Origin of the sequence: Methylovorus sp. MM2, assembly GCF_001648895.1 — a bacterium.
Classification (GTDB): Bacteria; Pseudomonadota; Gammaproteobacteria; order Burkholderiales; family Methylophilaceae; genus MM1.
Map to the genome: position 1 here is coordinate 1238024 of NZ_LXUF01000001.1, position 18547 is coordinate 1256570.

17 protein-coding genes and 1 tRNA gene are annotated in these 18547 nt (G+C 45.5%); 12 read left to right on the plus strand and 6 right to left on the minus strand.

The window, feature by feature from the left end; all coding sequences use genetic code 11:
• Positions 1-4 precede the first annotated feature (4 nt).
• Genes A7981_RS05935 through hpnC form a run of 4 tightly spaced genes read right to left on the minus strand, consistent with a single transcriptional unit; the run spans position 5 to position 3406 of the window.
• Positions 5-400, minus strand: a complete 396-nt coding sequence (locus tag A7981_RS05935) for a phage holin family protein (protein WP_067265335.1) — start codon at positions 398-400, stop codon at positions 5-7.
• Positions 397-1758, minus strand: a complete 1362-nt coding sequence (gene hpnE, locus A7981_RS05940; protein WP_254258507.1) for a hydroxysqualene dehydroxylase HpnE — start codon at positions 1756-1758, stop codon at positions 397-399. The genes A7981_RS05935 and hpnE overlap by 4 nt, the downstream gene beginning before the upstream one ends.
• Positions 1725-2561 carry a presqualene diphosphate synthase HpnD gene (hpnD, locus tag A7981_RS05945; RefSeq protein ID WP_067265339.1) on the minus strand — a complete coding sequence of 279 codons (837 nt, stop codon included), beginning with the start codon at positions 2559-2561 and terminating at the stop codon, positions 1725-1727. The genes hpnE and hpnD overlap by 34 nt, the downstream gene beginning before the upstream one ends.
• Positions 2558-3406, minus strand: a complete 849-nt coding sequence (gene hpnC / locus A7981_RS05950; RefSeq protein ID WP_067265343.1) for a squalene synthase HpnC — start codon at positions 3404-3406, stop codon at positions 2558-2560. The genes hpnD and hpnC overlap by 4 nt, the downstream gene beginning before the upstream one ends.
• 96 nt (positions 3407-3502) lie before the next feature.
• On the opposite strand from hpnC, the gene A7981_RS05955 reads away from it, so the two are divergent.
• The 3 genes from A7981_RS05955 to A7981_RS05965 all read left to right on the plus strand — a co-directional run bounded on the left by A7981_RS05955 (position 3503) and on the right by A7981_RS05965 (position 4887).
• Positions 3503-4249, plus strand: coding sequence for an S-methyl-5'-thioinosine phosphorylase (locus tag A7981_RS05955; RefSeq protein ID WP_067265346.1), 747 nt, complete (start codon positions 3503-3505; stop codon positions 4247-4249).
• Positions 4239-4772, plus strand: a complete 534-nt coding sequence (gene def, locus A7981_RS05960; RefSeq protein ID WP_067265349.1) for a peptide deformylase — start codon at positions 4239-4241, stop codon at positions 4770-4772. Before A7981_RS05955 ends, def begins: the two co-directional genes overlap by 11 nt.
• A 25-nt stretch (positions 4773-4797) precedes the next feature.
• Positions 4798-4887 (plus strand) — tRNA-Ser (locus A7981_RS05965).
• Between the two features lie 62 nt (positions 4888-4949).
• Here A7981_RS05965 and A7981_RS05970 read toward each other — a convergent pair.
• Together A7981_RS05970 and map are read right to left on the minus strand one after the other, a co-directional pair.
• Positions 4950-7535 (minus strand): [protein-PII] uridylyltransferase, encoded by a 2586-nt coding sequence (locus A7981_RS05970; protein ID WP_067265352.1) that lies wholly within the window; start codon positions 7533-7535, stop codon positions 4950-4952.
• Between the two features lie 9 nt (positions 7536-7544).
• Positions 7545-8342 (minus strand): type I methionyl aminopeptidase, encoded by a 798-nt coding sequence (gene map / locus A7981_RS05975; protein ID WP_067265356.1) that lies wholly within the window; start codon positions 8340-8342, stop codon positions 7545-7547.
• A 338-nt stretch (positions 8343-8680) separates the two neighbouring features.
• On the opposite strand from map, the gene rpsB reads away from it, so the two are divergent.
• The 9 genes from rpsB (at position 8681) to bamA (ending at position 18524) form a co-directional block, all read left to right on the plus strand.
• Positions 8681-9430 carry a 30S ribosomal protein S2 gene (gene rpsB / locus A7981_RS05980; RefSeq protein ID WP_067265359.1) on the plus strand — a complete coding sequence of 250 codons (750 nt, stop codon included), beginning with the start codon at positions 8681-8683 and terminating at the stop codon, positions 9428-9430.
• A gap of 108 nt (positions 9431-9538) precedes the next feature.
• Positions 9539-10414: a translation elongation factor Ts gene (gene tsf / locus A7981_RS05985; protein ID WP_067265362.1), complete on the plus strand. Its 876-nt coding sequence runs from the start codon at positions 9539-9541 to the stop codon at positions 10412-10414.
• Between the two features lie 150 nt (positions 10415-10564).
• Complete coding sequence (gene pyrH / locus A7981_RS05990; RefSeq protein ID WP_067265365.1) at positions 10565-11281, plus strand: UMP kinase; 717 nt, start codon at positions 10565-10567, stop codon at positions 11279-11281.
• Positions 11282-11349: 68 nt separating this feature from the next.
• Entirely contained in the window at positions 11350-11907 is a 558-nt protein-coding gene (gene frr / locus A7981_RS05995; protein WP_067265368.1) for a ribosome recycling factor, read from the plus strand.
• Between the two features lie 70 nt (positions 11908-11977).
• On the plus strand, positions 11978-12730 hold the full coding sequence (locus A7981_RS06000) for an isoprenyl transferase (protein WP_067265372.1): 753 nt from the start codon (positions 11978-11980) through the stop codon (positions 12728-12730).
• Between the two features lies 1 nt (position 12731).
• Positions 12732-13565: a phosphatidate cytidylyltransferase gene (locus tag A7981_RS06005; RefSeq protein ID WP_067265377.1), complete on the plus strand. Its 834-nt coding sequence runs from the start codon at positions 12732-12734 to the stop codon at positions 13563-13565.
• Positions 13565-14782: a 1-deoxy-D-xylulose-5-phosphate reductoisomerase gene (ispC, locus tag A7981_RS06010; protein WP_067265386.1), complete on the plus strand. Its 1218-nt coding sequence runs from the start codon at positions 13565-13567 to the stop codon at positions 14780-14782. Before A7981_RS06005 ends, ispC begins: the two co-directional genes overlap by 1 nt.
• On the plus strand, positions 14779-16131 hold the full coding sequence (rseP, locus tag A7981_RS06015; protein WP_067265389.1) for an RIP metalloprotease RseP: 1353 nt from the start codon (positions 14779-14781) through the stop codon (positions 16129-16131). Before ispC ends, rseP begins: the two co-directional genes overlap by 4 nt.
• A 5-nt stretch (positions 16132-16136) precedes the next feature.
• On the plus strand, positions 16137-18524 hold the full coding sequence (bamA, locus tag A7981_RS06020; protein WP_067265392.1) for an outer membrane protein assembly factor BamA: 2388 nt from the start codon (positions 16137-16139) through the stop codon (positions 18522-18524).
• Positions 18525-18547 lie beyond the last annotated feature (23 nt).

An 18547-nucleotide genomic window follows, 5' to 3' on the forward strand; every position in this document is an offset into this window, starting at 1 on the left:
GTTCCTAGATTGAGACAGTCTCAGGATTGGCTATGATGGAAATTCCCTGACTTGGCAGCATCATCTCAATAAAAAAGCCAAATAGCGCAATAAAGATACTGGCAAAGAATGCAGTCCAGAATCCTGAGAGTTTAAACCCATCCACGATCTTCGCTACCAGCATGATCATCAATGCATTGATCACCAATGCGAATAAACCAAGTGTAATCAGTGTTAACGGAAATGTCAGCAATAGTAATATTGGTCGCAATATTGCATTTACAAAGCCAAGCACAAGTGCAGATACAAGCAGTGCAGATTTGCTTGAGAACTTGATACCGTTGAATAGATAGCTTGCTACCCACAGAGAAAATCCCATGATGGCCCAATGGATCAGAAAATTGCCGAGTTCGGAGTTCATGGGGTGGTTCCTTGTTGAATAGATTCAATGATGTGGTTTGCGCATAGTACGCCACTACGCACTGCACCTTCAATGGTGGCTGGGTAATCACCTTCGGTGTAGTCGCCAGCAAGATACAAATTAGCTAATGCTGTTTTCTGTGCAGGTCTTTGTATGATGTATGTGCAGGAGAATGTCGCCCGTTTTTCTGCGATCACTTTATGCCATAGTGGCTGCCCTAATTCAGGGAATGCAACGGATAGCTCTTCAGCGATTTCTACGGCTAATTGTTCTTGCGTCAAGGCTTGGTGATCACCTTCAGCGCTGATGACAACTGCTAGCAGCCCATGCTGCCCATACAGTAAGCCGCGATCAAATACCCATTGGCTTAAGCCTTGTGCGAAACCTATCATCGGCATCGTTAGCTTGGCATCTTCTGAGTATTGCAAATACACGGTATAGATGGGTTGGTATGTCAGTTTTTTAGCAAGTGTAGCGGCGTGGTTAAGCTCAGTCAGTTTCTCGAAGAGCGGTGCAGCGCGAAAAGGTGATGTAGCAACGATCACATGACTAAAATGGAATTCTTCGCCACCTTCGGTTTTTACTATAAAGCCCTGATTATTTTTAACTTGAGTATCTTTAGTAATCTCACTAATGGCGGTAGCAGTTCTGATGTTGCCACGATGGTTTTGAATATAATTAGCAACGGGTTCTGCAATAAGCGTCGATAAATCTTCCTTTGGCAGCAGCATATCGCTATTGCTCTTAACCTTGGTGAAGCTATCTCGTAACACATTCAAAAACACTTGGGTGCTCGCTTGTGCAACTAATGTATTCAGTGCTGCCAAACATAAGGGTTCCCATAGCAGCCTAACAAGGCGTGGTGATTGTTTATGCTGGATTAAATATCGCTCTAAGGGCATATCTTGTGAGATTTTAAATCCGGATAATCTCATCCATGTCATGATGCGTAATGCCGAAAAACGGTCTTTCCAGGATAATCCAGTAGCGCTGAGTAAGCCAAAGAGAATATGTAGCGGCGCTGGTAGAAAAGAAGGTGCGGTAAGCTCGAATTCGCCATGCATTCTGAGTTTTAAAGGCAGCCTCACCAGTTTTTGGTCTATATCTACGCCAGCCTGCTTTAGCAAAGATAACGTTTCTTGATAAGCTCCCAGCAGAATGTGCTGGCCATTATCTAGACGTAAGCCTTTCCAGTCGACGCCACGAGCGCGGCCACCAAGGTTTGGACTAGATTCAAACAATGTGACTTGTAGTCCATGCTCTGCGAGTTTCGCCGCTGCAGCTAAGCCCGCACAGCCGCCGCCGATTACAGCGATATGCGGCGCTAGTTTTTCACCCATGTCGTCCAAGCCAGCCATAATTTACGTAATGGAGTGAGTGATGTACGGGAGTTCAATACTTTTTGAGCACCATCCGCTTTAATCTCGTCTAAGACTGCACGATAGATCGCCGCCATGATAAGCCCTGTACGCTGTGCTTTGCGATCTTCATTTGGCAAATAAGCGAATGCGCTGTCGTAAAAAGTCTCAGCGCGCGCTATCTGGAAATCCAGTAGGTTCTTTGCTTCCTCGGATTCTTTGCCATGCAATATATCGTTTTCACTCACACCAAATCGAGCTAACTCATCTAGAGGTAGATAAATGCGGTCGCGTCTGGCATCTTCGCCCACGTCACGCGTGATGTTGGTGAGCTGAAAAGCCATGCCTAGATCGTGCGCGTACTTAAGCGTTTCAGGGTTCGTAAAACCAAATATCGATACGGATAACAGCCCGACAACGCTAGCAACGCGGTAGCAGTAAAGCTGCAGGTCTTTGAAGTCAGCATAACGGTTTTGATCAAGATCCATTTCCATGCCGTTAATGATCTCTTGAAATTGCTCTTCACTTAGTCGGTAAGCTAGTATCGCTGGCGCTAAAGCTTTAGTCACCGGATGTTGCGGATTACCTTGGTAAAGATTGGTGATTTCCACTCGCCACCAAGCAAGCTTAGTACGTGCGATATTGATATCCTGGCACTCATCAGCAATATCATCTACCTCACGGCAAAAAGCATATAAAGCTGTGATCGCTTCGCGACGCGGCTTTGGTAAAAACATAAAGCTATAGTAAAAGCTGGAACCGCTCGCAGCCGCTTTTTGTTGGCAATATTCTTGTGGACTCATTTTGCGCGTATCGCTCGATATGACATATATAACCAGTCACGCGGTTTCAGCACAGGCCTTTTATTAAAGACATCGCCGCGTACCTTGTGTGTTTTATGCAGAATGCGTTCGCCGCCTGCGATGATCATGCGCATCTCAAGCCCGATCCGGCCTTTCAATACCAAACCTAGCGGAGCGCCAGACTGTAATAATCTTCTTGCACGGTTGATGCTAAACTCCATGAACATGCCCCATGTGCCATGCGTATCACCATTTGCGATTTGCTTTTCAGTGATGTGGTATTTTTGCATTTCATCTAAAGGAAAGTAGATGCGGTCTTTCTTATAGTCGATAGCGACATCCTGCAAGAAATTGATGATCTGCAATGCAGAGCAGATAGCATCTGACATGCCGATATTGCGTGGTGTGGCTTCTCCATAGAGATGTAATAACAAGCGCCCGATCGGGTTTGCCGAACGCCTGCAATAATCGATGACTTCGCCAAAATTCTCATAACGTGACTTCACGACATCCTGACTGAATGCATCGAGCAGGTCATAAAATGGGGCAAGAGGTAGCCCCCATCTTTTAATCATCTCTTCCAATGTCACAAAGAAATCAGTTTCTGGCTTCTCGTTAGCAGCTATATGATCAAGCTCTCTCTTAAAGCCATCTAGGAGAGCCAATCGCTGCTCAGGCGTGAAGTCGCCTTCATCGGCAAAATCGTCCGCTTGGCGCGCAAAAGAATAGATAATTCCGATAGGTTCGCGTAAGCGTTTTGGCAGTAGCACAGAAGCTACTGGAAAATTCTCGTAATGCGTATTGGCAAGCCTGAGGCTGTCTTGTGTGACGGATTCGGTATTCATTGGGAGCTAAGTATGCCATAAAATAAGCGCTCAGCGGCTCGTAAAGAGGCTTTAAGTTTGCGTTACAATCAACATATTCAGGTTTTAGGAAGAAACATGTTAGGAATCATTGGCGGCACAGGCTTGACTCAGCTTGAAAATCTTAAAATAACCCGCCGTCAGCTTATACGTACGCCCTATGGTGAGCCATCTGGACCGCTAGCATTTGGGGATATTTGTGGACATCCCGTGATCTTCATGCCGCGCCACGGCAATGGGCACACCATACCACCACATGCCGTCAATTATAGGGCTAATATCTGGGCACTTTATTCTGAAGGTGTGCGAGATATCGTAGCCGTTGCTACTGTAGGTGGTATTCGTGAAGATTTGCATCCTGGTGTCGTCACACTACCTAACCAGATTATCGACTATACCAATGGGCGTAAAAACACCTATTACGATGGTAAAGACCAATTGGTTAAGCATATCGATTTTACTGAACCATATTGCCCAAGGCTGCGCGCACTATGTAAAACAGCCGCCGAGAAAGCGGGGGAATCATTGATTCAGGACGGGGTCTATGCCTGTGTACAGGGCCCGCGACTCGAAACGGCTGCTGAGATCAATCGCCTAGAGCGTGATGGCGCAACGATGGTGGGTATGACTGGCATGCCTGAAGCCGTGCTGGCGCGAGAGTTAGAGATGAGTTATGCCGCCATATGCCCCGTAGTCAACCATGCAGCAGGGCGGGGCAATAGTGTGAACGGAATACGTTATGAAGAAATCGACAAGATATTGGATGCAACCATGCAACGTGTACGTAATTTGATAGAGCAGGTGGTGATACTTCATGCCGATTAAACCAGTACTTCGCATGGGTGATTCGGTATTGTTGCAAAAAGCGCTACCGGTTGAGAAGTTCGATACTCTCGAGCTGCATGCGCTTATTCAGGATATGGAAGACACCATGGAAGCCATGAATGGCGCTGGTATTGCGGCACCTCAGATTGGTGTAAGTCTACGTGTGGTGATTTTTGGTGTTGGAAGCAATCCGCGTTATCCTGATGCTGAGCAAGTGCCTTACACGGTACTCATCAACCCAGTATTGTATAAAGTCGATGATGAATTAGAGGGCGGATGGGAAGGCTGTCTATCAGTCCCCGGAATGCGTGGTATCGTTCCGCGCTTCACTAAGCTGAGGTATACAGGTTTTGACCAATATGGCACCCCAATAGATAGAGAAGTCAGCGGGTTTCATGCGCGTGTCGTGCAGCATGAATGTGACCATCTGGATGGTATTCTGTACCCGATGCGCATCGAAGATATGCGCACTTTTGGGTTCACTGATGTACTTTTCCCCGATATGGATATAGCTGACGATTAATGTCTGTGCTAAAATGCGTGCCGTTGGAAGAGTGGCAGAGCGGTTTAATGCTACAGTCTTGAAAACTGTCGTGGGTTCACGCCCACCGTGAGTTCGAATCTCACCTCTTCCGCCAGAATTCTCTCTTAAAGTTAATTTCTTTAACTTTATCAAAATCTTAGTAACTAATATCAAAATTTAGCTGAGCTGTGTCGCTAGCTCCTGCTTTAATATTTCTATATTTCTTTCGCCCAGACTTTCTCCTGCTTTTGCTGAGATAAAAAAGGTATCTTCTACACGATTGCCTAATGTATTAATTTTGGCTGTATGCAGGTGTATGCCGTTATCCAGAAATATATGAGATAGCTTTGATAGCAAGCCAGGGCGGTCTGCTGCAATAATATTAAGTATATGGTTCTCGCTATATTGATCGTTTTGGATTGATATCGTGGTTTTGAAAGGCGTATGTTTTATTTGACGATTTACCCGCCCTTGCAGTGGTGCTTCTGGCGGGGTGCTCTCAAGTAATTTTTGTGTCAGTTCATACTCAATAAAACTTAATAAATCACGGTAGTTAATCGCGTTATCATTTTGATTTAAAATAAGAAAACTATCTAATGCATAACCGTGTTGCGTTGTATGTACTTTTGCTTCGAGAATCGAATAGCCGATTCTTTCAAAAAATCCGCAGATGCGGGCAAATAGGTCATCACGGTCTTTTGTGTAGATCATTGTCTGTATGCCATCGCCAGCAGGGCTAAGGCGTGCGCGTACGATTGGGGATTTTGTGTTCAGGTGTGTCAATAGCAATCGGCTATGCCAAGCGATTTCCTGGCTTTCATAGCGTAAGAAGTAAAATTGCCCTAGCTTCTCCCAGAGCTTCGCATAGGCATCCTTGGTTACCCCGTAATGGCTTAAAGTCACAGCCGCCTGTGCTTGTCTCGCCTTGACTTCAGTTTCAATGCCTGAAGTCGAGCCTCTTAATAAGCGTCGTGACATGAGAAAAAGGCTTTCTAAGAGCTTGCCTTTCCAAGCATTCCATACTTTCGGGCTCGTGCCTCGAATATCCGCCACAGTGAGCAGGTAGAGCGCAGTTAAGTGTCGCTCGTCCTTCATGAGTTTTGCAAAGTTTTCTATCACAGTGGGGTCAGACAAGTCCGATTTTTGCGCGGTGCTAGACATGATCAGGTGCGCACCTACTAGCCATGCCACAAGCTCGCTATCTTCTTTGGATAAGCCATGTGACTTGCAGAACCTGCGCGCATCTATGGTGCCCAGTGTTGAGTGATCACCGCCCCGGCCTTTGGCAATATCATGAAAAATAGCCCCCAGATACAGTAGGTAAGGCGAATCAAACTCCGCAAATAACTGACTGCACAGTGGAAATTCATGCGAGTGATCTTCAATCGCAAAGCGCCTCAAATTGCGTAATACATTCAGGATATGCTCATCTACCGTATACACATGAAACAGGTCATGCTGCATTTGCCCGACGACTTTGCCAAATGCAGGGATATAACTACCCAGAATTCCGTAGCGATTCATGCTACGCAGCGCATGCGTGACCCCGCTTGGTTGTTTGAGAATATCCAGAAACAGGCCTTTGTTTTTGGTGCTTTTTCTGAAATCCCTGTTGATCAGGCTTTTTGCCCTGTGCAATGCGCGCAATAGTTCAGCGCTTATTCCATCCAATTCTGGATGCTGTGCTAGCAGCAGAAAACATTCCAGGATTGCTGATGGGTTTTCTTCCAGTAGTCTAGGTGATTTGGCCTCTAAGCGGCCATTCGTGATCTGAAATCTTGCGTTGATCGCATGATGGTCGTGTTTGTCTGGGTAAATCCTGTTTTTTAAAAGCTGCAATAATATTTCATTGATGAGACTGACAAACTTAGCACTCCGATAAAAGCCGTGCATGAGGCGCTCGCTGGCACGCTTTTTACCGCAAGTAATATGCCCGAGTTGACGTGCGAGATCATTTTGAAAGTCAAAGATGAGCCGATCTTCTCGACGATTTGCAAGATAATGCAGTCTTACACGCAAGGTTTGCAGATGGAGTTCATGACGCCTTATTTGGCGGGCTTCAGTCAGCGTAATCAGCCCTTGTGTAGCGAGTGCTTGCCAATTCTCACCTAATTTAAGGCTGCGTGCTATCCACAAGATGTTTTGTAAGTCGCGTAAACCACCCGGACTCTCTTTGATATTAGGCTCAAGGTTGTAAGTCGTATCGTTGAAGCGGGCATGACGTTGTTCTTGTTCATGCATCTTTGCCAGATAGAATTCTTTGACGTCCATCCCATGGCCGATTCTTATCTGGAAATCATCATAAAGCGGTTGGTTGCCAATCAAGAAGCGGGTTTCTAACAAGTTGGTTTGTACGGTAACGTCTTTGGCGGCTTCATCTATGCATTCGCTTAGCGTGCGAACACTGTGGCCAACAGCTAGGCCAATATCCCAGAAAATGCCAATGAGTGCTTCGATGCTTGAGTTGAATGTCTCATCTACCTGATCTGGCAGGAGGATCAGTAGGTCGATATCGGAGTAAGGGAATAACTCGCCTCGCCCATAACCACCAACAGCGATTAGTGATATCTGGTTGGATATATTAAGCTTGCCCCACAGGTCGCGCAGCAAGTCATCGACCAGCTTCGATTGGGTTCTTAATAACCTTGCTGTGTCGGCAGTTCGCTCAAAACTGCTCCGCAATCGCGCTTGTTCTTGCTGTAAGTGTTCGCGCCATGATTTTGTCAGGCTTTCAGCTGATTGAGGAGTCAAGGTCGCGAACATGTGGAGTGTTTAGATGATGCCAGGAATGGCAGGCGTGCCAGCAGAAACAGTCAGCACTTCATATCCTGTTTCGGTCACTAGCACCATATGTTCCCATTGCGCGGATAAGCTATGGTCCTTCGTTACGATGGTCCAGCCATCACCCAGCTGTTTGATGTCTCTTTTGCCAGCATTAATCATCGGCTCTATGGTAAAAATCATACCCGCTTGCAATTTCACCCCCGAATTGGGTTTGCCGTAATGTAATACCTGAGGGTCTTCGTGAAACTTCTTGCCAATACCATGACCACAAAATTCACGCACGACGCTATAGCCATTCTTTTCCGCATAGGTTTGAATCGCATGGCCGATATCTCCCAGCGTTGCGCCAGCTTTGACTTGCGCGATCCCCAGCCACATGCATTCATAGGTAATCTCACAAAGACGTTTTGCCTGAATCGAAGGCTCGCCGACATAAAACATACGGCTGGTATCGCCGTGATAACCATCTTTAATCACCGTGATATCGAGGTTGACGATATCACCATTTTTCAGTACTTTTTCGCCCGGAACGCCATGGCAGATCTGGTGATTCACTGAAGTACAAATTGATTTAGGGTAGGGTGTATGCCCATGTGGTGCGTAATTGAGTGGTGCAGGGATCGTCTTTTGTACGTTGACCATATAGTCATGACAAAGCTGATCCAACTTTTCGGTAGTCACGCCGGGCTGAACATAAGGCGTGATAAAATCCAGCACTTCAGAACCTAGCCTGCCTGCCACGCGCATCTTTTCTATATCTAATTCATTTTTTATTGTAATTGCCATAGTGCTTATTTCTTTATGAGGCCTTTTACGCGATAAACCATTGAGAATCAGGAGCGAATTAAGTGCGTAGCCAAAATATTGGCTACCTAATGTCTGACTAGTTGGTTTGATTTGTAAAAGGAATCAGTGGTTTTCCTTGAGTTCGAACAGGTGCTTATGTTAACATATTGCACCCGTTTAGCAGGCAAGACATTTGTCTTCGACTATGTTGTTCTAAACGGTAAACATGCAAGCAAATGGTTGCTTGCAAAATCTGCACACATGCGCCGTACAGGGTGTCCGGTTTACCGGATGTGTTTTGGGCATGTGGAAGAGCGTAACCCTTACTGGAGACTATTATGTCCGTTACTATGCGTCAAATGCTGGAAGCTGGAGTTCACTTCGGCCATCAAACCCGTTACTGGAACCCAAGAATGGCACCGTACATTTTCGGTGACCGCAACAAGATTCATATCGTCAACCTAGAAAAAACCCTGCCACTATTTGAAGATGCGCTTAAATTTGTGCGTCAACTGGCTGCAAACAAGGGTCGTATCCTGTTCGTTGGCACAAAACGTCAAGCACGTGAAATCGTAAAAGAAGAAGCCGAGCGTTCAAATTGCGCTTTCGTTAACCACCGTTGGTTAGGCGGAATGCTGACTAACTTCAAGACAGTTAGACAGTCTATCAAGCGTCTTAATGATTATGAAATGATGCTTCAAGACGGTAGCTTGGAAAAATTTGGTAAAAAAGAAGCTTTAGGCTACAAGCGCGAAGTTGAGAAGTTGACTCGCTCAATCGGTGGTATCAAGGAAATGGGCGGTTTGCCAGACGCTATTTTCATCATTGACGTAGGTCATGAGAGTGGTGCCGTTACTGAGGCTGCTAAGCTTGGTATCCCTGTGATCGGTGTTGTTGATACTAACAACTCACCAGAAGGTGTTGCTTACGTTATTCCTGGTAATGACGACTCAAGCCGCGCTATTCGCTTGTATGCACGTGGTATCGCTGATGCAGTTCTTGAAGGTCGTAGCCAAACGATTTCTGAAATCGTTAAGTCTGCAACTGAAGAAGAATTTGTAGAAGTTGAAGAAACTGCTGCAGAGTAAAAACCCTTAAAAAAAGGGGCGTGAGCCCCTTTTTTTGTACCTATTAGTACTGTGTATCCCAGTAAATTTAGCTTAATTAGCTAAAAGTAAAAATTCAAGGAGTAGGAAATGGCTGAAATTACCGCAGGCATGGTGAAAGAACTGCGTGAGCGCACTGATGCGCCTATGATGGACTGTAAGAAGGCATTAACAGAAGCTGAAGGCGATATGACACGTGCTGAAGAGATTCTTCGCGTACGTTTCGGTAATAAAGCCAGCAAAGCAGCTGGCCGTGTTGCTGCTGAAGGTACTGTTGGTATCAGTATCGCTGCCGATGGCAAGTCTGGCGCAATGATCGAAGTTAACTCTGAGACTGACTTCTGTGCCAAGAATGATGATTTTCTTAAATTTGTGAATGATGTAGCCACCGCTGTTGCTGCTGGCAATCCTGCTGATCTTGACGCTGTTGCTGCATTGCCATTGCGTGATTCAACAGTTGAAGACGTACGTACTCAGTTGGTAGGTAAGATCGGTGAAAACATCACGCCACGTCGTTTTATTAGTTTGAATGCACAAGGTAAGCTTGCTAGTTATGTACATGGCAGCAAGATCGGTGTTTTGGTTGATGTCGTTGGTGGCGATGAAGCGCTAGGTAAAGATATCGCTATGCATATCGCTGCGGCAAAGCCTAAGTCACTGGATGCAAGCGGCGTTGACCCTGCATTAATCGAAGCTGAGCGTCGTGTTGCTATTGAAAAAGCAAAAGAAGCGGGTAAGCCAGAAGCCATGCTTGAGAAAATTTCTGAAGGAACTGTGCAGAAATTCTTAAAAGAAGTGACTTTGTTAAGTCAGCCTTTTGTTAAAGATGACAAGCAAACGATTGAACAACTGTTAAAATCCAAGGGCGCTAGCGTCGCTTCATTCACGATGTATGTCGTAGGTGAAGGCATTGAGAAGGTTGTGACTGACTTTGCTGCTGAAGTGGCTGCTGCTGCCAAGCTGTAATCTGTTTTATCTAGATTAATTCTTTCTGGAATTTAATCTACAATAGTTGCAATCGCATGCAAAACGATGATGATCCGTTGAAGACATCATCGTTTTGTTTGCATAATGATCCTGAATTTTACTATCTGGATTCTAAATCATAGGAGCCTCATGACTGCCCCCACCTACAAACGTATATTGCTCAAACTGTCTGGTGAAGCCCTAATGGGTGATGATAGTTATGGCATCAATCGTGCAACTATCTCACGTATTGTTGGCGAGATCAAAGAGGTTGTAGACCTAGGGGTGCAAGTAGCAGTAGTGATCGGTGGCGGTAACATCTTCCGAGGTGTAGCGCCTGCTGCAGAAGGCATGGATCGCGCTACCGCTGACTACATGGGCATGATGGCGACTGTCATGAATGCTTTGGCACTACAGGATGCCATGAAGCATATCGGTTTGGTTAGCCGCGTACAATCCGCATTAAATATCGAGCAGGTAGCTGAGCCTTATATTCGCGGCAAAGCGATTCGTTATCTTGAAGAAGGGCGAGTGGTTATTTTCGGTGCGGGCACAGGTAACCCATTCTTTACGACCGATACCGCCGCAGCTCTGCGTGGTATGGAGATGAATGCCGATATCGTACTTAAAGCCACCAAGGTAGATGGTATCTATACCGAAGACCCCAAAAAGAATCCCGCAGCAACGCGTTATAAAACAGTGAGTTTTGATGAAGCGATCAGCAAAGATCTTAAAGTCATGGATGCCACTGCATTTACCTTATGTCGTGACCAAAAATTGCCGATTCTTGTATTCAGTATTTTCAAGCAGGGTGCGTTAAAGCGTGTAGTGATGGGTGAAGATGAAGGCACTAAGGTTTTACCTTAAGGTTTCTTGGTTATGGTCTTAAAGCATTTGCCGTAATAATGAGCCCGATTGCATAGTTAGGAGAAAAAATGATTGATGATGTGAAGAAAAACGCTGATCAGAAGATGCAGAAATCTCTTGAAGCATTGAAGAGCGATTTAGGTAAAGTCCGCACAGGGCGTGCGCATACAGGCATACTTGATCATGTGATGGTTGAATATTATGGATCACTTGTGGCAGTGAATCAGGTTGCTAACGTCACGTTAGGTGATGCACGTACCATCAATGTACAGCCATATGAAAAAACTATGATTTCTAAAGTCGAGAAAGCCATTCGTGATGCTGATCTTGGCTTGAATCCTGCGACCAATGGGGATTTGATTCGTGTGCCGATGCCTATGTTGACTGAAGAGCGCCGTAAGGATTTGATTAAAGTTGTTCGCGGCGAAGCCGAAAATGCAAAAGTCGCATTGCGCAATGTGCGCCGTGACGCTAACGATGCTTTGAAAAAGCTCATCAAAGATAAAGAGATCAGTGAAGATGACGAGCGTCGCGCGCAAGATGATGTCCAGAAATTGACTGACAAATATGTAGCCGAAGTAGAGAAGATGTTGCAAACCAAAGAAACAGATTTGCTGGCAGTTTAACTTTCGTATAACTTGATTTGATCAATCTGGATTCTATTTTGCAGTTTTTCATATCACTGGGGCTTTAAGATTGGCACTTTTTTCCAGCTCCACACAATCCATACCTTTAACCGGTGAAATTCCGCGCCATGTCGCTGTGATCATGGATGGTAATGGCCGCTGGGCGAAGAAACGCTTTCTCCCTAGAATCGCGGGACATAAGCGTGGTGTAGAAGTTGTGCGTGAACTGGTTAAACAAAGCGCGACATTGGGCATTGAATACCTAACTTTATTTGCGTTTAGTAGTGAAAACTGGCGGCGCCCCGCTGAAGAGGTCACGTTTCTGATGGGCTTGTTTATGGAAGCGCTAAAGCAGGAAGTCTGCAAGCTCCATGAGAATAATATCCGGCTGGTCATGATTGGTGACCATGCACGCTTTGATGAAGCGCTATGTGCTCAAATAGCTGAGGCCGAAAACCTAACACGCGCCAATACAGGTTTAACTTTAACGATCGCAGTCAATTACGGTGGTCGTTGGGATATCGTTCAGGCCTTGCAAAAGATGCAGCGTGCTAATCCGCAGTTGCAAGAAAACTTCACTGAAGAAGATATCACGCCTTATCTTTCAATGCACTATGCACCAGAGCCTGACTTATTTATTCGCACCGGTGGCGAGCAGCGCATCAGCAACTTCCTCCTCTGGCAGCTAGCGTATAGCGAGCTGTATTTCACTGACACCCTCTGGCCTGATTTTGATGAGCATGCCTTTAAGCTTGCAGTTAAATCCTATCAGCAGCGCGAGCGTCGTTTTGGGCGAACCGGCGAACAGCTTAAGACGAATTAATATGCTCAAAACACGTATCCTTACCTCACTTGTTATCACTCCTCTTTTTTTAGCGGCGTTATTTCTCCTACCGGATATTATCTGGGCGCTGTTTATGCTTGGCATTATCGCTATTGGCGCTTGGGAATGGAGCGGTTTAGCTAAGTTAAAATCAGTTGCACGTAAGATATATGTCGTAGCGACCATCATCTTTGGGCTGGCGGTTATCTTCCCTAATACCAGTATTGATCTCGCTTTACTGCAAAAACAAGTCATTTTACTGGGTATTCTATTGGCGGTGATTTTCTGGGTCTTTGCTGTTCCAGTCTGGCTTAAAGTACGCAAGCCAATTAATAGTCACTTAGCTTATATATTAGCAGGATGGCTTATCCTGCTTGCCACATGGTTTAGTCTGGTCATTCTTACGCTAAAGAATCCTTGGATATTATTGGGCATCATGATGACAGTATGGATTGCAGATAGCGCTGCTTATTTCTCAGGAAAACGTTTTGGCAAGAATAAGCTGGCTCCGTCAATCAGCCCAGGAAAAACATGGGAGGGCGTGTTGGGTGGATTGATAGCCGTGACGGTGTATGGCATTTTGATATGCTGGTTTTTGCATCTGGATTATCTTTTGATTATCGGGCTTTGGGTCATCGCAGCCTTGAGCGTAGTGGGTGATCTATTTGAATCTTTGGTAAAGCGCCATGCTGGCGCGAAAGATAGCGGCAGCATATTGCCCGGCCACGGTGGTATTCTAGATAGAATTGATGGATTAACCGCTAGCTTGCCTTTGGCTGCGCTATTCATCTACATGGGCGACTACTATGCGCTTTGGATAAGTTACGTACAATAATGAATATCGCCGGATTCACCGTTCCACAACCTTTAGCTACTGGTGTGCAAAACATCACCATTCTTGGTGCAACTGGAACGATAGGCCAAAATACCCTAGACGTTATTGCGAGGCATCCAGATCGTTTTCGTGTGTATGCATTGACTGCCTATTCCCGCGTTAATGAGTTATTTGAGCAGTGCTGTAAATTCTTGCCGACATACGCCGTCATGTTGGATGCCGATGCCGCTGAAGCACTTAGCATTAAACTGAAACAGGCGGGGCTTACAACGCAAGTGCTATTTGGCGTCGAGGCACTTGAGCAGGTATCTTCAGATGTTACTGTGGATGTCGTGATGGCAGCGATTGTAGGTGCGGCTGGACTAAAACCCGCGATGGCAGCAGCAAAAGCAGGTAAGCGTATTCTTTTGGCTAACAAAGAAACCTTGGTGATGTCGGGCAGCCTGTTTATGCAGGCTATTGAGCAGGGCGGTGCAACGTTATTGCCTATCGATAGCGAGCATAATGCGATTTTTCAGGTAATGCCTCAACGCCAACTGTCATCGCATGGGGGTGTTAAGAAAATACTGCTTACTGCCTCTGGCGGGCCATTTCGCCAATCTACCGCGTCAGAACTTGAAGCCGTTACATTGGCACAGGCCCTTAACCACCCGAATTGGGTGATGGGGCCTAAGATCACGATTGACTCAGCTACTATGATGAATAAGGGGCTTGAAGTCATTGAAGCACATTGGTTATTCAATGCGCCACCTGAGTCCATCGAGGTGATTGTCCATCCACAAAGTGTGATTCACTCCATGGTTGAGTATATTGATGGCTCCGTGCTTGCTCAAATGGGGAATCCCGATATGCGCACGCCGATTGCCTATGCACTTGGTTATCCAGATAGGCTGGAAAGTGGTGTAAGCTCTCTGGATATGTTTAAAATCGCCCGCTTGGACTTTGAAAAACCAGACTCTGTGCGTTTCCCATGTTTGAAATTGGCATTCGACGCATTGAAGTTGGGTGGTACCGCGCCGACGATATTGAATGCTGCCAATGAGGTTGCTGTTTCAGCCTTTATCGCCGAAAAAATAGGCTTTATGGATATTCCGCGCATCATTGAGTCGGTGCTGGAGGATTCATCCATTCATCCAGTATCCGACCTGCAATCAGTTATTGATGCCGATGCGCATGCTCGGGTTACTGCTTCTGAAAGGATGCTAGCTTACTCATGATTACCATTCTGGCATTTCTCGTTACCCTTGGCATACTGATTACTGTGCATGAGTACGGCCACTATCAAGTTGCGCGCTGGTGTGGCGTTAAGGTATTGCGATTCTCCATCGGTTTTGGCAAAGCTTTAGTGTCAAAGCGGTTGGGTAAAGATAATACTGAATATACCTTGGCAGTATTGCCACTAGGCGGCTATGTCAAAATGCTAGATGAGCGCGAAGGGCCTGTTGACCAAGCTGATCTTCCACGCGCATTTAATCGTCAGCCGGTATGGAAGCGTATTGCGATTGTTTCGGCTGGCCCCGCAGCTAATCTAATACTGGCGATTGCTTTGTATTGGGTATTATTTATCCAAGGCATTACCGGCATGAAACCCATGCTTGGGGAAATTGCTGCAGATACACCCGCTGCGCAGGCTCACATCAAATCAGGCCAAATCATAAAAAGCATTGCAGATACACCCGTCACAACATGGCAAGATGTGCGCTGGGTATTGCTTAACCAGACCTTCAAAACATCCGATGTCGATATTGAAACCTCTGATGGTAATGATCTTTACTTATACCGACTTTCCTTAGCAGGCCTTTCTAAAGAAGATATCGACGAGAACTTTCTTGAAAAACTCGGCCTTACGCCATTCCGCCCGCAAATGCCTGCCAATATCGGGGAAATTATTAAAGGTAGTGTGGCCGAAAAGGCTGGATTAAAGGCTGGCGATAAAATCGTATCGGTCAATGATGTAAAAGTCGCCCAATGGGAAGATTTTGTTTCGATCATACGCCAGAATCCTGGCAAGCCTATTTCATTAAAACTGGTGCGTGAAGGTAAACCGCTTGAGGTTGCTGTGGTGCCTGATGCCACAAAAGAACATGGGCAGCTGATAGGGCGTATTGGTGCGGGATACCGCATAAATGAATCGGAAATGAAAGATTTGCTGATTGAAGTGAAATACAGTCCTTTAGCTGCACTTGGCCAAGCAACTCAGAAAACTTGGGATACCTCACTTTTTAGCTTGAAAATGCTTGGCAGTATGATTACCGGTGAAGCCTCGTGGAAAGGTTTAAGTGGCCCAGTTACCATTGCCAATTATGCAGGCCAGAGTGCTCAAATAGGGTTTAAGGCCTTTATTGGGTTTCTTGCTTTATTGAGCATCAGCCTCGGCGTGTTAAATCTCCTGCCGATCCCAGTGTTAGATGGCGGCCATTTGTTGTATTATATGGTAGAAATTTTGAAGGGCAGTCCCGTATCCGATAAGGTCATGGAAGTTGGCCAGCGTATCGGGTTCGCAGTGCTGGGTTTATTAATGGCCTGCGCTTTTTATAACGATATCAATAGATTAATTACAGGCTAATTTTAATGAAGTTAGGCATCACGCTTAGACATATCCTGCTGTTTGTTGTGGCTTGTTATACGACATCAGCGATGGCTTTAGAGCCATTCATCGTTAAGGATATACGCGTTGAAGGTATTCAACGTACTGATGCCGGCACCGTATTCAATTACTTGCCAGTCAAAGTCGGCGATACGATGACTGATGAGAAAGCCACGCAGGCGATTAAATCATTGTATGGCACTGGCTTCTTTAAAGATGTACGCATCGAAGTTGATCAAGATGTCCTTGTAATTACATTGCAAGAGCGTGCTGCAATTGCAGATATCACATTCAGCGGTAACAAGTCCTTCCCCAGTGACAAAATGAAAGACGGCCTCAAGCAAATTGGCTTGTCTGAAGGCCTTATCTTTGATCGCTCGATGCTTGATAAAGCCGAGCAGGAAATCAAACGTCAATACCTGTCTCAAGGTAAGTATGGTGCTAGCGTAAAAACAGTGGTTAGCCCGATGGAACGAAACCGCGTTGGTATTCGTTTCGATATTGAAGAAGGCGCTGTATCCAAGATTCGTAGTATCAATATTGTAGGTAATCAGTCTTTTGAGACCAAGGCGCTTTTGGAGCAATTTAAGCTCACTACGCCTGACTGGTTAAGCTGGTGGAATAAGAATGACCAATACTCCAAGCAAAAGCTGACTGCAGATTTGGAAACCTTGCGGTCTTTTTATATGAATCAAGGCTATCTTGAATTCAATATTGAATCTACACAGGTATCGATTACCCCTGACAAACGCGATATTTACATCACGGTGAATATCAGCGAAGGTGAAAAATATACGGTGACCGATGTAAAACTGGCAGGTGAAATGTTATTGCCAGAAGATGAAGCACGTAAATTAATCTCGGTTGAGTCAGGTGAAGTATTTAATCGCCAGAAAGTCACGGATTCCAGCAAAGCGATCAATGATCGCCTAGGGAATGATGGTTATGCGTTCGCTAACGTCAATGCTGTACCGGATGTGAATAAAGATGCACACACTGTTGCCTTTACCTTCTTTGTTGATCCAGGTCGCCGTGTGTATGTGCGCCGCATTAATCTGACTGGTAACACCAGAACGCGTGATGATGTACTACGCCGCGAAATGCGCCAATTGGAATCAGCTTGGTATGGCGCTGATAAGATCGAGCGTTCAAAACAACGTCTTGATCGCCTTCAGTTCTTCTCTGATGTTAACGTTGAAACGCCTGCTGTTCCTGGTACAACTGACCAAGTTGACCTGAATATCAATGTCACGGAGAAATCGACCGGTAGTGTGATGTTTGGTGCTGGTTTATCTAGCGCTGAAGGTGTGGTTTTTGGTGTGACCGTTAATCAGAATAACTTCCTAGGCACTGGTAATCGTGTTTCTGCCCAAGTGAATACGGGTAAGGTGAATACAGTGTATTCATTAAGTTATACCGATCCATATTTCACTCCAGATGGTATCAGTCGTGGATTTGACGTGTATCGTCGTGATGTTGATACGTCTAGGTTGTCTGGTAATATCGGCTCATATAGCACATCCTCTTACGGTACAGGCGTACGCTTTGGTGTGCCCTTGAATGAGCGTGATTCCGTTGGTGCTGGTTTAACCTTTGACTATACATCAGTTGATTTAACCTCAAGTAGCCCAATTCAGTATAGAAGATATTGTAATGGTAATAATTCAAACAGCACGGACGGATGTGAAAACAACAGTCTGTTGCTTAATCTAAGTTGGGCACACGATACACGTGACAATGTATTGTTCCCGAACAAAGGTGTTTATCAGCGAATCAGCAGTGAAATTGGTCTGCCAGGGTTAGACCTGCAATACTATAAAATAGAATATAAGCACTCGTGGTATAAAGATGTTACCCCAAGTGTGACGTTGATGTTGAACGGTGAAGCTGGATATGGAGACAGTTATGGTGACAATCCGTTTCCCTTCTTCAAGAACTTCTATATCGGTGGTGTGAATAACGTACGTGGTTATCAAACGAGCGCAATCGGCCCTCGTTTCTACGATAGCGTAAATGATAGAGGTTATGCTGTCGGTGGTACCAAGCGTTTAATGGGTAATGCCGAATTGTTCTTCCCTGTGCCTGGTATGAAAGATTCCAAGCAATTGCGCTTGAGTACGTTCTTTGATGCAGGTTCTGTCGCTGGTGATTACAAGTACCAGGTTGGTGGTGTTGATAGAACACTCTCTACCAGTGTGACGGATTTAAGATACTCTGTTGGTTTAGGCGTGAGCTGGTTCTCACCGTTTGGTCCAATCAAGCTAGTCTTGGCCAAAGCTTTGAATGCTAAGAATGAAACCGAAGACCCGAACAAGCCGTATAACGACGATAAGACTCAAATCCTCCAGTTCCAAATGGGATCGCAGTTCTAGACGTAACGTAAAGACAATTTAAA